Annotated in this window: 11 protein-coding genes and 1 tRNA gene; 3 read left to right on the top strand and 9 right to left on the bottom strand. The window is 70.6% G+C overall.

Annotated features, from left to right (window positions below; all coding sequences use genetic code 11):
* Positions 1-17 precede the first annotated feature (17 nt).
* The 7 genes from ACFY9S_RS33310 to ACFY9S_RS33280 all read right to left on the bottom strand — a co-directional run bounded on the left by ACFY9S_RS33310 (position 18) and on the right by ACFY9S_RS33280 (position 5,659).
* The gene (locus tag ACFY9S_RS33310; protein ID WP_391135948.1) at positions 18-527 is read right to left on the bottom strand and encodes a hypothetical protein; all 510 of its coding nucleotides are present in this window, start codon (positions 525-527) and stop codon (positions 18-20) included.
* A gap of 42 nt (positions 528-569) precedes the next feature.
* Positions 570-1,172 carry an aminoacyl-tRNA hydrolase gene (pth, locus tag ACFY9S_RS33305; RefSeq protein ID WP_391135945.1) on the bottom strand — a complete coding sequence of 201 codons (603 nt, stop codon included), beginning with the start codon at positions 1,170-1,172 and terminating at the stop codon, positions 570-572.
* A gap of 69 nt (positions 1,173-1,241) precedes the next feature.
* Positions 1,242-1,838 carry a 50S ribosomal protein L25/general stress protein Ctc gene (locus ACFY9S_RS33300; protein WP_391135942.1) on the bottom strand — a complete coding sequence of 199 codons (597 nt, stop codon included), beginning with the start codon at positions 1,836-1,838 and terminating at the stop codon, positions 1,242-1,244.
* A 184-nt stretch (positions 1,839-2,022) separates the two neighbouring features.
* Complete coding sequence (locus tag ACFY9S_RS33295) at positions 2,023-3,003, bottom strand: ribose-phosphate diphosphokinase (RefSeq protein WP_356658491.1); 981 nt, start codon at positions 3,001-3,003, stop codon at positions 2,023-2,025.
* Between the two features lie 134 nt (positions 3,004-3,137).
* Positions 3,138-4,586: a bifunctional UDP-N-acetylglucosamine diphosphorylase/glucosamine-1-phosphate N-acetyltransferase GlmU gene (gene glmU / locus ACFY9S_RS33290; RefSeq protein ID WP_391135939.1), complete on the bottom strand. Its 1,449-nt coding sequence runs from the start codon at positions 4,584-4,586 to the stop codon at positions 3,138-3,140.
* A 123-nt stretch (positions 4,587-4,709) separates the two neighbouring features.
* Positions 4,710-4,780 (bottom strand) — tRNA-Gln (locus ACFY9S_RS33285).
* A 6-nt stretch (positions 4,781-4,786) separates the two neighbouring features.
* Positions 4,787-5,659 (bottom strand): hypothetical protein, encoded by an 873-nt coding sequence (locus tag ACFY9S_RS33280; RefSeq protein WP_391135936.1) that lies wholly within the window; start codon positions 5,657-5,659, stop codon positions 4,787-4,789.
* Between the two features lie 168 nt (positions 5,660-5,827).
* Between ACFY9S_RS33280 and ACFY9S_RS33275 the strand changes: the two genes are divergently transcribed.
* Positions 5,828-7,123, top strand: a complete 1,296-nt coding sequence (locus ACFY9S_RS33275; RefSeq protein WP_391135933.1) for a histidine kinase — start codon at positions 5,828-5,830, stop codon at positions 7,121-7,123.
* Positions 7,124-7,151: 28 nt separating this feature from the next.
* Here ACFY9S_RS33275 and ACFY9S_RS33270 read toward each other — a convergent pair whose 3' ends face one another.
* Together ACFY9S_RS33270 and ACFY9S_RS33265 are read right to left on the bottom strand one after the other, a co-directional pair.
* Complete coding sequence (locus ACFY9S_RS33270; protein ID WP_391135930.1) at positions 7,152-7,646, bottom strand: SUKH-3 domain-containing protein; 495 nt, start codon at positions 7,644-7,646, stop codon at positions 7,152-7,154.
* 75 nt (positions 7,647-7,721) lie between these two features.
* Positions 7,722-8,321, bottom strand: coding sequence for a YwqJ-related putative deaminase (locus ACFY9S_RS33265; protein ID WP_391135927.1), 600 nt, complete (start codon positions 8,319-8,321; stop codon positions 7,722-7,724).
* 398 nt (positions 8,322-8,719) lie between these two features.
* Between ACFY9S_RS33265 and ACFY9S_RS33260 the strand changes: the two genes are divergently transcribed.
* Complete coding sequence (locus ACFY9S_RS33260; RefSeq protein WP_391135924.1) at positions 8,720-9,724, top strand: HNH endonuclease; 1,005 nt, start codon at positions 8,720-8,722, stop codon at positions 9,722-9,724.
* A gap of 8 nt (positions 9,725-9,732) precedes the next feature.
* On the top strand, positions 9,733-12,720 hold the full coding sequence (locus ACFY9S_RS33255; protein ID WP_391135921.1) for an SUKH-4 family immunity protein: 2,988 nt from the start codon (positions 9,733-9,735) through the stop codon (positions 12,718-12,720).
* Positions 12,721-12,754: the final 34 nt, after the last annotated feature.

The following is a 12,754-nucleotide window of genomic DNA, read 5'->3' as shown; positions in this document are numbered from 1 at the left end:
GCTTTCCCCAGCCGTACTCAGACCACCAAGAAGGCCGCCGTCAACAACCCCACGCCCGACAACGCCATCACCCACGCCACCCGCGTCCGCAGCAACCCACCCGCCACCACCACCGACGCCAACAACAACGCACCGCCCAGCGGAACCCACGCGTACAACACACCCGCCGGACCCGAACGCACCGCATCGTCACTGCCGGGCTTCATGACCACCGTGTAGGTCCGGCCCTTCTCCACCGCGACCGACTTCTCCAGCACCACCCGCGACCGCGGCTGCGAACCCTCCGACAACGGCGTGAACCGGCCCGAGCAGGTGTCAGCCCCGCACCGCGTCACCTCGACCGTGCCCCGCTCCCGGCCCTTCGTCAGCATCACATGCTGCGCCGTACCCCACGACGCCCACACACCCGCGATCAGGATCAGCACCGCGACCGTCCCCATCACCGCGAACCGGCCGAACCGCAACACGACGGCCGAGGCCTGGGACGAGGAGGCGGAGGCGGCGTGGGCAGGCATGGCCGGGATCATTGGCCATGCCTGAACGGCCCGTCAACCTCGACGGGGGACAAGTCAGGAGTTGTACGTGCTTTGGGCCCGCTCCAGCCCCTCGATCACCAACGCCTCCACCGCATCCGCAGCCCGGTCCACGAAGTAGTCCAGCTCCTTGCGCTCCGCCGACGAGAAATCCCGCAGCACGAAGTCCGCCACCGGCATCCGCCCCGGCGGCCGGCCGATCCCGAACCGCACCCGGTGATAATCCGACCCGAACGCCTTCGTCATCGACTTCAACCCGTTGTGCCCGTTGTCCCCGCCGCCCAGCTTCAGCCGCAGCACCCCGTAGTCGATGTCCAACTCGTCATGAATCGCCACCACATGGGCCACCGGAACCTTGTAGAAGTCCCGCAGCGCGTTCACCGGCCCACCCGACAGATTCATGAACGACATCGGCTTCGCCAGAACCACCCGCCGGTTCAACGGCCCCGGCGGCCCGATCCGGCCCTCCACGACCTGCGCCTGCGCCCGCCCGGCCCGCTTGAACCTCCCCCCGACCCGGTCCGCCAGCAGATCGGCCACCATGAAACCCACGTTGTGCCGGTTCCCCGCGTACTCCGGCCCCGGATTGCCCAGCCCCACGATCAGCCAAGGAGCGGCGGCATCGGTCGTCACGTCCATGTCTCCTTCATACGCGTCGGCCGCTGCCCCGCACGGGAACAGCGGCCGACGAAACGACGACGCGGAGGATCAGGCCTCGGCGGCCTCGTCGCCCCCGGACTCCTCACCCTCAGCGGCCTCCTCGGCCTGCGCGGCCAGGACCTGAAGGACGACGGTGTCCTCCTCGACGGCCAGCGTCGTGCCCTTGGGCAGCGTGATGTCCTTGGCCAGGATCGAGTCACCGGCCGTCAGACCCTCGACGGACACGGTCACGGACTCCGGGATGTGCGTGGCCTCGGCCACGACCGGCAGCGCGTTGAGCACGTGCTCCAGCAGGTTGCCACCCGGGGCCAGCTCACCCTCGGTGTGCACGTAGATGTCGACGTTGACCTGCTCGCCACGCTTCACCAGCTGCAGGTCCACGTGCTCCAGGAAACCCTTCAGCGGGTCACGCTGCACCGACTTCGGAATCGCCAGCTCGTTCGACTTGCCGTCGATGTCCAGCGCGATCAGAACGTTCGGCGTACGCAGCGCCATCAGCAGGTCGTGACCCGGAAGGGTCAGGTGCAGCGGGTCCGAACCGTGCCCGTACAGAACACCCGGAACCTTGCTTTCACGGCGAATACGGCGCGCGGCACCCTTGCCGAACTCGGTGCGCGTCGCGGCGGAGATCTTCACCTCGGACATAATCACTCCTCGAAATCAGAACGGACGTGGTCACCCGGCCACGAACGGCCTGCTACGAAGAGCGCGTCGATAACGGACAACCGCAACCCCAAACGGGAACGGCCTCCCTCGCCGAGCAACTTCAGCAGTCTACTCGGAAGGGGAGGCCGCACCCAAAAGGATCTACGCAAGCACCACTCGACGCCTACTGCTCGTCGAACAGGCTCGTCACCGAACCGTCCTCGAACACCTCACGCACCGCCCGCGCGATCGTCGGCGCGATCGACAGCACCGAGATCTTGTCCATGTCACCGCTCAGCTCACCCGGCGTCGGCAGCGTGTTCGTGAACACGAACTCACTCACCCGCGAGTTCTTCAGACGGTCGCTCGCCGGACCCGACAGCACACCGTGCGTCGCCGTCACGATCACATCCTCCGCACCATGCGCGAACAACGCGTCCGCCGCGGCACAGATCGTCCCACCCGTGTCGATCATGTCGTCCACCAGGACACACACGCGACCCTTCACCTCACCCACGACCTCGTGGACGGTGACCTGATTCGCGACGTCCTTGTCCCGCCGCTTGTGCACGATCGCCAGCGGCGCACCCAGCCGGTCGCACCAGCGGTCCGCGACCCGCACCCGGCCCGCGTCCGGCGACACCACCGTCAGCTTCTCCCGGTCCACCTTCCGGCCCACATAGTCCGCCAGCAGCGGCAGCGCGAACAGATGATCCACCGGACCGTCGAAGAACCCCTGAATCTGATCCGTGTGCAGATCCACGGTCAGGATCCGGTCCGCACCCGCGGTCTTCATCATGTCCGCGATCAGACGCGCCGAAATCGGTTCACGCCCACGATGCTTCTTGTCCTGCCGCGCGTAACCGTAGAACGGCACGATGACCGTGATGGAGCGGGCCGACGCACGCTTCAGCGCGTCGATCATGATCAACTGCTCCATGATCCACTTGTTGATCGGAGCCGTATGGCTCTGGATCAGGAAACAATCGGCACCACGCGCCGACTCCTGATAACGCACATAGATCTCACCGTTGGCGAAGTCGAAGGCCTTCGTCGGGACAACCCCGACACCCAGCTGTTGGGCGACCTCCTCCGCAAGCTCGGGGTGGGCGCGGCCGGAGAAGAACATCAACTTCTTCTCGCCGGTCGTCTTGATCCCGGTCACAGCACTGTCTCCTCAGAGGTGTCGCAGCTGGGGGGCGAGAGACCTCGCAGCCGGCTTGCCGGAGGCCGTCTCAGCTGGTGGGGTGCGGGTGTGCACTTATCACCGTACGCCGTGTTCAAGGCATCGGTTTCCGGTCAGCCCTCGCCGGCCGACTCCCGGGAAGCCGCCTCCGCCGCCTTCGCGGCCGCGCTCCCCGGACGCTTACGAGCCACCCAACCCTCGATATTCCGCTGCTGACCACGGGCCACGGCCAGCGAACCGGCCGGCACATCCTTCGTGATCACAGACCCCGCAGCGGTGTACGCACCGTCCCCCACCGTGACAGGCGCCACAAACATGTTGTCCGAGCCCGTCCGACAGTGCGAACCGATCGTCGTGTGGTGCTTGTCCTGCCCGTCGTAATTCACGAACACGCTCGCGGCACCGATGTTGGTCTGCTCCCCGATCGTCGCGTCACCCACATACGACAGGTGAGGCACCTTCGTCCCCTCACCGATCGACGCGTTCTTCGTCTCCACGTACGTACCGATCTTGCCCTTCGCGCCGAGCCGCGTCCCCGGACGCAGATACGCGAACGGCCCCACACTCGCCTCCGCACCGACCTCGGCACCCATGGCCACCGTGTTGTCCACCCGCGCACCCGCACCCACACGCGTGTCGCTCAGCCGGCAGTTGGGCCCGACCTCCGCGCCCTCCGCCAGGTGCGTCGCCCCGTGTAGCTGCGTACCCGGGTGAACCACGGCGTCCTGCTCGAAGGTGACGGTGACGTCGATCCACGTCGTCGCCGGGTCGATGACACTCACCCCGGCGAGCATGGCCTCCTCGAGAAGCCGGTCGTTGAGAATGCGGCGGGCCTCCGAGAGCTGCACGCGGTTGTTGATGCCGGCGATCTCACGGTGGTCGGCGGCCACGGAGGCACCCACGCGGTGACCGGCCTCACGCAGGATCCCGAGCACATCCGTCAGGTACTCCTCACCCTGACTGTTGTCCGTCCGCACCTTCTTCAGCGCGTCCGCCAGCAACGCCCCGTCGAACGCGAACACACCCGAATTGATCTCACGGATCGACCGCTGGGCATCGGTGGCGTCCTTGTGCTCCACGATCGCCGTCACGGCACCGCTCGCGTCGTCCCGGACGATCCGCCCGTACCCCGTCGCGTCCGGCACCTCGGCGGTCAGCACGGTGACCGCGTTGCCGTCCGCCGAATGCGTCTCGGCGAGGGCCCGCAATGTGGCGCCGGTCAACAGGGGAGTATCCCCGCACACGACCACGACGGTCCCCTCGACGGACCCGCCCAGCTCCTCCAGGCCCATCCGCACGGCGTGTCCCGTGCCGTTCTGCTCCGCCTGTACGGCGGTACGGACGTCGGGCGCGATCTCACCGAGATGCGCGGTGACCTTCTCACGGGCGTGGCCGACCACGACGACCAGGTGCTCGGGCTGCAGCTCACCGGCGGCGGCGAGCACATGCCCGACCAGACTGCGGCCGCAGAGCTCGTGCAGGACCTTGGGTGTTGCCGACTTCATACGGGTGCCCTCACCCGCTGCGAGAACGACGACGGCTGCCGGGCGGTTGGCGCTCACGGGATGCCCTTCGGCTGTGGATGGGGTGGGGTGACATCCGCAGGATACCGGGGGGTTTTGTGGGGGGTGTGGGTGTGGGTCCTGGCCGCAGCATCAGCAGCCAGGATCCGAACCGGGCATGTGCTCCCGGGGGAGGACTCGAACCCCCATGATCAGAACCAAAATCTGACGTCTTGCCCTTAGACGACCCGGGATTGCCGCTATGTCCGATTTCGCAGATCGGGTGCGGTGGCAGCCCCTACTATGCCGTACCACCAGCCTTCGATGCGACGGTACAGCTCCGCGCTCTGTCGCACGGTGAGTACGAGGCATCCTCGATAGTCGTCGCCGGTGTTCTTACGCACTGTTTTCGGGTTGTGTCGCTTCAATGTCGTCTTGCCGAAGGAGGCGCGGTCGGTCTGGGCGATCTCCGCCCAATACCTCTCGGCTGCTTCGACGTCGGCCGACTCGTGAATCAACACGTGGTAGGCGATGCGGGTCCGCTCAACTCCGAGCAGGTCAAGCCAGGCGAGGAACACGCGGATCATTCTGGGGTCGCTATTCACGAAGGTGACCCGTTCGCGTCGGGCGTGCGGCTTGTCCTTGGTGCCCTCGGCCCAATACAAGCCGACTCCGAGAAGGAATGGCTCTCGGGATGAGAGCTCGCCGACCTCCTGCCTGGCGGCCTCCTTGGTCTGTTGTCGCTTCTCGTCGCGCACCGCCAGTTCGTGCTCCCACCTCCGTTGGGCTGCCAGCTTCGCCTGTTCCGACGGATCGCGCCGCTCCGGCTTCGGCAGATCCCGTACCCACAGCGAGATCGAACTCTTCGAGCACCCCAGCTCCACCTGGATCTGGTCGTAAGTCCAGCCCTGGAGTCGTAGTTTCCTCGCCCTCTCCCTCAGGTCGTCCTTCGCGTTCGGGCGCTTCGTCCAGGCCGGCGGGGGTTCGCCTTCCAGCAGGCGGTTGAGGATGTCGTTGTTGTCGACGTGAAGGCGGTCGCGGATCTGGCGGCGGCTGAGGCCTGCGCGGCGCAGCGCCACCGCCCGCTCCCGCAGTCCCTCGAAGTCCGCGTACTTGCCTGGCGCATGTGTCATACGCATACCGTCCGGGCGGAATGGAGGGTTCCAAGGTCGAACGATGTGCGATTCAGCAGTTCGAGGGATATCGGGTGGTTTCGCAGCCGAACGGTCACGGAGTGTGGTGTAGGCCAGTCCGGGAAACTCACCGGAAAACCGGCGGTGGCCGCCCGTAGGCTGGGAGGCATGACCGCGACGGGGGAAGAGCATGTGACGGCCCGGGGAGGGCCTTGGTGGTGGGCCAGGCGGCGTAGTGCCGTGTTCGATGTGAGCCTGGCCGTGGCGTCCGCGCTGGAGTGCGCGCTGGAGGGAATCGCGTTCGCCCGGGACGCCGGGATTCCGGTGGCGGCGGGGGTCGTGTTCGGGGTGCTGGCCGGTTCCGTGCTGGTCGTGCGGCGGCGGTGGCCGATCGCGGTCGTGCTGGTGTCGATCGCCATCACGCCCGCCGAGATGGGCTTGCTGATGGGTGTCGTCGGCCTGTACACGCTGGCCGCGGCCGAGCTGCCCCGGCGGATCATCGCCTCGCTGGCGGGGATGTCGCTGGTGGGGACGCTGATCGTGACGTTCGTGAAGACGCAGCAGGACGTGTCGCGGGGGGACCTGGACCTGGGGGACTGGTTCGTGCCGTTCGCGGCGATCACCATGTCGCTGGGTTTCACGGCGCCTCCGGTGCTGCTCGGGATGTACGTGGGGGCGCGGCGGCGGCTGATGGAGAGTTTGCGGGAGCGTGCGGACAGTCTGGAGCGGGAGCTTCAGTTGCTCGCGGAGCGGGCGGAGGAGCGGGCCGAGTGGGCCCGGAACGAGGAGCGGACGCGGATCGCGCGGGAGATGCACGATGTGGTCGCGCATCGGGTGAGTCTGATGGTCGTGCATGCCGCCGCGCTTCAGGCGGTGGCGCGGAAGGATCCCGAGAAGGCCGTCAGGAACGCCGCGCTCGTGGGGGACATGGGGCGGCAGGCGCTGACCGAGTTGCGGGAGATGCTCGGGGTGCTGCGCAGTGGGGGCGAGCGGCGTGAGCGTGCCGCGTCGATGCCGTTGGCGGCGGTGGGGGTGGCTGCCGCGGCGGCGGCTTCGCGGGCGGCGGATGACGAGGGGCCGTGTCTGGAGGAGATCGAGGAGTTGGTCGGGCAGTCGGCGGCCGCGGGGATGGTGGTTGATCTGTCGGTGGAGGGGGATGTCCGGTCGTATGCGCCTGAGGTGGAGCAGACGGCGTACCGGGTGGTGCAGGAGGCGTTGACGAACGTCCACAAGCACGCGGCCGGGGCGAAGACGTATGTGCGGCTGGCGCATCGGGTGTCGGAGATCGCGATGCAGGTGGAGAACGAGCCGCCGGAGGAGGCGGCGTCGTCGGCGCGGTTGCCGTCCGGGGGGAACGGGCTGGTGGGGATGAAGGAGCGGGTTGCCGCGCTGGGCGGGGTGTTCGTGTCCGGGCCGACGGATGCGGGGGGTTTTCGGGTGTCGGCGGTGATTCCGGCGTCGTAGCCGCCCGCGTGGCTTGGTGTGGCTGTTGTCAGCCTGTTGTCAGGCGTGTCGGTTCCGTGCCGGCGATGAGGGTAGCCAGGGCTTGGTCGATGTCGGGGCCGAGGTACCAGTCGCCGGTGTGGTCGAGGGTGTAGACGCGGCCGTCGGTGTCGATGGCGAGGAGTGCCTGGCTGTCGGTTTCGGTGCCGAGGGGGCAGACGTCGGTGGCGAGGGCGCGGCCGAGGTCGGCGAGGGTGCGGGCCATGTGGAGGCCGTGCAGTGGGTCGAGGTGGAGGTGGGCGGGGGCGACTTGGCGGCCGGGGCCGGTGGGGGTGATGTGGAGTGCGCCGAATTCGGCCCAGGCTTCGACGGCGGCGGGGAAGACGGTGTGGCGGTGGCCTGCGGGTGAGGTGTGGTCGCGCAGGGTGTCGGCCCAGATTTCGGCTTGTTTGATGTTCCAGCGTCCGGGTTGCCAGCCGGCGGCGCGCAGCGCGGCGTCGACCGGTACGGCGAAGCGGGTGGTCGAGGTGCGGTCGGTGTGCATCTGCCCTTCGTCTCGTCGAGGTCGTGGGCGCGCGTGAGGGTGCGCCGTGCTGTGGGTGCTTGGGGTGGGGGGGCGTCAGCTGTTGGACGCGGGGTCGACTATGCGGACCCCGAAGTGGGCGCTGAGCGCGGTGCAGGCGCGGCAGGGGGTGGCGAAGCTGCCGTGGAGGGGGTCGCCGTCCTCGCGGATGCGCCGGGTGGTGAGTTTGGCCTGCTTGAGGGCTTTGCGTGCCTCGCCGTTGGTCATGGGTTTGCGTGCGGCGCGTTTGCTGCGTGCGGTGTCGGCGGCGGCGATGTGGCGGGAGATGAGGATGGTTTCGGCGCAGCGGCCGGTGAATCGGTCGCGTTGGGCGCTGGTGAGGGTGTCGAGGAAGTCCTGGACGAGGGGGTGCAGGGCGGGGGGTGTGTCGCCGCGGGCGGCGGTGCCGGTGAGGGTGGTGCCGCGGACGGAGAGGGCGGCGGCGACGGTGGGGAGGATGCCGTCGCGGCGGTGCCGGAGGGTGGGCGTGTGGGCCGCTTCGGTGGTGCTCCAGCCGATGCGGGGGTCGCCGCTGCGGGGGTCGGTGGCCCGCGGGGCGCCGGCCAGGGGGCCGGTGTCGCGGGTTGCGCCCCTGGGGGCGTTGTTTCGTGGGTCGGCGGGCCGGCCGGTGTGTGGTCCCGTCTGCGTGGCGTTCATGATCGTATTCCCCTCCGTGCATCCCCCCGGGGGTCACAGACTGCCAAATGCCGTGGCTGCTGCGGAAGCTGGGGCGCGGCGACACGCCCGGAGCGGGGTGTGCCGTCACGGTGGGGTGACGGCTGGTCACGGAAGCGGAGGGGGGTGCCGGCCGGTGCCGGTGACCGGTGTCGTCGTACCGCATAGGCTGTCGGCACCGCGGGCGATGCGGTGATCCGTTCGGGGATCGATGCAGTGAACCGGAGGGTGATCCGTGGGGTCGGCGTGTGCAGTGAGGTGCGGTGATTTGCGCCGAGGTGCAGTGCAGTCGGGAAACAAGACGTGACAGTCGATACGGGTCGTAGTGTGCCGAGGGTGGTCAATACGGGTCGTACAGAGTGCCGCAGGGGGCAACCGCCATGACGACAGGTCGGCTCGGGCAGCAAGCCGCGCCGCCGAACGCGGCCTACGCCGGGCAGGTCGTGCATTTCCCGGATCCGGTCCGGGCGGCCCGTCACCCGAGAGGGGTACGGGTCGACGAGCATGGTTACCCCGACTTCTCGGCTTACGCGCGTGCGGCCGCGGAGATCGCGGAGCCGCCGGAGGGTTTCGGCGTCGACGAGTTGCGGCTGACGGATTACGTGTCGGCGAACACGGCGTTGTCGGCGTCCGGGCACGAGCTGTGGGACACGGTGCCGGCGGTGGCGACGCCGCACGGCTGGACGTGGCACCACGTGGTGGGGTCGCGGCGGCTGGAGCTGGTGCCGGTCGAGGTGAAGGCGCTGCTGCGGCATCACGGGGGTGTGGCGACGTCGGGTGTCGACCACTCCAAGCGGGGGACGCGGCCGTTGCAGGAGACGCGTCCGGCGCACTTCGGGTTGCCGAAGTCGGGTGTGGCGGTGACGGAGTCGCAGGTGCAGGGCGTCGAGGAGGACCTCGGCTACCGGTTGCCGGGTGCTTACCGGTCGTTCCTGAAGGCGGCGGGTGGCTGCGCGCCGGTGGGTGCCGCGCTGGACGCGGAGCTGGGGCTGCTGGTGGACCAGCCGTTCTTCACGGTGCGTGACGAGGCCGCGGTCAATGACCTGGTGTACGTCAACAAGTGTCTGCGTGACCATCTGACCAAGGACTACCTGGGGGTGGCTTTCGTCCAGGGTGGGCTGCTGGCCGTGAAGGTGCGGGGCGATCGGGTCGGGTCCGTGTGGTTCTGCGCGTTTGACGACGTGCGGGACGTGGATCCCTCGGTGCCGCCGGCGGAGCGGGTGGAGCGGCTGCTGCTGCCGTGCGGGGACGACTTCGATGTCTTCCTGTCGCGGCTGGCGGGCGATCCGCCGGAGTTGGAGACGGTGGCGAACCTGATGGTGGACGGCGGGTTCGCGCGTGTGGTGCCGGTGGGCGCGGTGTCGTCCTCGGCCGTGGGGGAGTGAGGTCGGCGATGGTGACCTTCGCGCAGGCGCAGGAGCGCGCGGAAGAGTGGATCAACGGGGATCTCCCGGCGTACCAGCATCGTGAGGTGCGGGTGCGGGAGTTCGACCTCGGGTTCGTGGTGTGGGCGGAGGACCGGGCGGACGGGCCGCGGTCGGACGGTGGTGCGCAGCGGCTGGTGATCGCGCGGGACAGCGGTGAGGCGACGCTGTGGCCCGGGCTGCCGGTGGGCGAGGTGATCCGCCGGTACGAGGAGGAGTACGGCCGTCCGGACGCGGCGGAGGAGCCGGCACCGGCGGCGCCTGCCGCGCGGGTGGATCTGAATCAGACGTCGTTCCTGCTGACTCCGCCGGAGTGGTTGCAGGATGCGGCGGACAAGCTGGGGATTCCGGATCGGCGGGGTGCGGGGTCCGGTGAGACGGGTTCGGCTCCTGTGGGTGCCGGTGGTGGTTCGGGGTCTTCGGCCCCTGGGGCTGCCGCCGGTGGTTCGGGATCTGCGACTTCTGCGGCTGGCGCCGGTGGTCCGGCTTCTGCCGGTGGGTCGGCTTCCGGTTCTGCTTCCGGTGCTTCGGCCGGGGGTGTGGTCACTCCCGCCCAGGGGGCGCCCGTCGCGCCGGGGAGTGGTACGGCGTGGCCGGCCGCCGGGGGGAGCGACCAGGGGGCGGGTGACGGTTCGGTCACCGGTCCTGGCGGTTCGGCCGCTTCGGGTGTGCCTGATGGGGCGACGCCCTGGGCCGGTACGGACACCAACGGCGACGCCGGTGACGACCGTTCCGTACCGCTGCCCGCGACGGTCTTCGCGCCGCCGCTGAGCGAGGCGGACGGTGCCGCACCGCCGTCGTCGACGACGCCCGATGCCCAGACCGCCCTGATGTCGGGCGGCAGTCAGCTGCCGCCGACCGCGGTGACGCCGGCGGTGGACGGTCCGAACGCCCCGGGCTCCGGCCCCGCGGGCGGCCCGGGGTACGGCTACCCCTCGGGTCCGGCCACCGCGCCCGGTGTGCCGGGGACGCCGCCCGGTGGGGTGCCGCAGGGCAGTACGCCTCCGCCTGTGCCGGGTGGGCAGCCGTACGGCTATCCGCAGGGGGTGGGTGGCGGGCCTGCCGGTCCGGTGGGTGGTGTGCCGCAGCGGCCGCTCGCGCCCAACGCGGGGGACATCGCCGACGCCGCGACGAGCAAGGCGGCTCCGCCGCCGGGCCGTGGCCGGAGCGCGGGTCCTTCCACGCCCCCTCCGCCGGGTGCTCCGGGTGCTCCGGGTGCGCGGCCGGGCAGCACGCCCCCGCCGTCGGGGCCCGGAGCTCCGGGGACTCCGGCGGGCGGTTACGTGCCTACCCAGCTTGTGTCGGCGCTCGGTCCTGACGGGCCGGGAGGGCCCGGTTCCCAGGGCCCCGGTGCGCCCGGCGATCCTGCCGGAGACGGGGGTTCGGTTGGGGCCGGGTCCGCGCAGGGCCCGGGTGCGCCGCTGCCTCCGCAGCAGCCGACGGGTGCTCCGCATGCGCCCGGCGCGCCGCAGCCGCCCGGACCGCCCGGCGCCCCTGGTGGTACGCCTCCGGGGGGTGTCCACCATGCCGCCACGATGTTTGCCGACCCCGGCCGGCCGGGCCCGGGCGCGCCTCAGCCTCCGCAGCCGCCCGGGCCTCCGGGTGCGCCCGGTGCGCCCCATCCGCCCGGTGCTCCGAACCCGCCTGGTGCGCCGCAGCCGCCCGGCTCCCCGGGTACTCCCGGCGGCCCGGGTCCCGTGCACCATGCGGAGACCATGCTGGCCACGCCTCCGGCGGGCGGCCCCGGCGTGCCTCCGCCGCCGCAGGCCCCCGGAGCGCCTCCCGCTGCCCCCGGAGCCCCTGGTGGGCACGGTGGGCCCGCTGGGCCTGGTGGGCCGCCGCCCATGCCGCACGGCGGGATGCCGGGTGCGGTGCCTCCGGGCACGCCGCCCGGCGCGATGCCCCCGGGTGCGATGCCGCCGCCCGGCCAGCCCGTCCCCGGGCAGCCGCCGGCGTACGGCTATCCGCAGCAGCCGGCCGGGCTGCCGACGGTCGGTCCCGGTTACCAGGCCGTGCTGCGCTACCGCGCGCAGGACGGTTCCGAGCAGCAGCTGATCCGGCGTTCGGCGCCGGGCACGCCGCACCCGGAGTGGCAGATCTTCCACGAGCTGCGGGCCATGAACGTGCCCCCGGACCAGGTGCTGGAGCTGCACACGGAGCTGGAGTCGTGCGAGCTGCCGGGCGCGTACTGCGCGCGGATGATCCGGGAGCAGTGGCCCCAGGCGCGCATCACCAGCATCGCCCCGTACGGCACCGACCACGCGAGCCGGCAGCAGGGCATGCAGCAGCTGCTGGCCCACCAGGGCGAGTTGCACCAGGTCGCGGACGGTCCGGCGCGTCCGGCTCCGGTGCGCGCGCCGCTGCCGCCGGTGCAGCCGGTGCCGCCGGTCCCGCCGGAGGCCATCGGGCAGGAGCTGGGGGCCGCGTTCGGGCCGGGGGTGTTCCGCTTCGAGCAGGCCGCCGTGTCGCGGCAGGGTGTGCCGCCGGTGGTGGCGCACACGCTGGTGGCGGCCGGACTGCCGATGGACATGGGCCCGTTCTTCTGGGCGCAGGCCCAGCCGGGGCGGCCCGTTCCGACGCTGGCGGAGCTGGCGGCCGAGCGCGGTGTGCAGCCGGCCCCGGACGCGGGTTCCTATCTGGTGATGGGCAGCGACTTCGGCAAGGCGATCTGCGTGCAGTACGGCACGGCGAACATCGTCGCCGTGCCGGTGGAGGCCGGGCCGGGCGGGGCGCCCGTACCGCCGCAGTTCGTGAACACCGGGCTGCCGGAGTTCGCCCGCTGCCTGGCGCTGCTCGGGCGGATGTGGCGGTTGCGGTTCGGGCTGAACCAGGAGCAGGCGGGCCGCTGGACCGTCGACTTCCAGGCCCAGCTGGCCGCGCTCGATCCGGCGGCGCTGGGGTCGCCGGAGAGCTGGTGGTCGGTGCTGCTGGAGCAGATGTGGGACGGACTGCTGTGAGCCGTCGCCGCTGAGGTGCCGCATGGAGCCGGGT

This window comes from Streptomyces sp. NPDC012474 (assembly GCF_042955185.1).
Lineage (GTDB): Bacteria > Actinomycetota > Actinomycetes > Streptomycetales > Streptomycetaceae > Streptomyces > Streptomyces cahuitamycinicus.
This window is presented reverse-complemented; position numbering and strand designations above follow the sequence as displayed.

Excerpts from the sequence above, each read along its gene's own strand:
- ACFY9S_RS33270 (WP_391135930.1), bottom strand. The coding sequence starts at position 7,646 with ATGCACACCGACCGCACCTCGACCACCCGCTTCGCCGTACCGGTCGAC.
- ACFY9S_RS33310 (WP_391135948.1), bottom strand. The coding sequence starts at position 527 with ATGATCCCGGCCATGCCTGCCCACGCCGCCTCCGCCTCCTCGTCCCAG.
- ACFY9S_RS33260 (WP_391135924.1), top strand. The coding sequence starts at position 8,720 with ATGACGACAGGTCGGCTCGGGCAGCAAGCCGCGCCGCCGAACGCGGCC.
- ACFY9S_RS33280 (WP_391135936.1), bottom strand. The coding sequence starts at position 5,659 with ATGACACATGCGCCAGGCAAGTACGCGGACTTCGAGGGACTGCGGGAG.
- ACFY9S_RS33265 (WP_391135927.1), bottom strand. The coding sequence starts at position 8,321 with ATGAACGCCACGCAGACGGGACCACACACCGGCCGGCCCGCCGACCCA.
- ACFY9S_RS33275 (WP_391135933.1), top strand. The coding sequence starts at position 5,828 with ATGACCGCGACGGGGGAAGAGCATGTGACGGCCCGGGGAGGGCCTTGG.
- pth (WP_391135945.1), bottom strand. The coding sequence starts at position 1,172 with ATGGACGTGACGACCGATGCCGCCGCTCCTTGGCTGATCGTGGGGCTG.
- ACFY9S_RS33255 (WP_391135921.1), top strand. The coding sequence starts at position 9,733 with ATGGTGACCTTCGCGCAGGCGCAGGAGCGCGCGGAAGAGTGGATCAAC.
- ACFY9S_RS33300 (WP_391135942.1), bottom strand. The coding sequence starts at position 1,838 with ATGTCCGAGGTGAAGATCTCCGCCGCGACGCGCACCGAGTTCGGCAAG.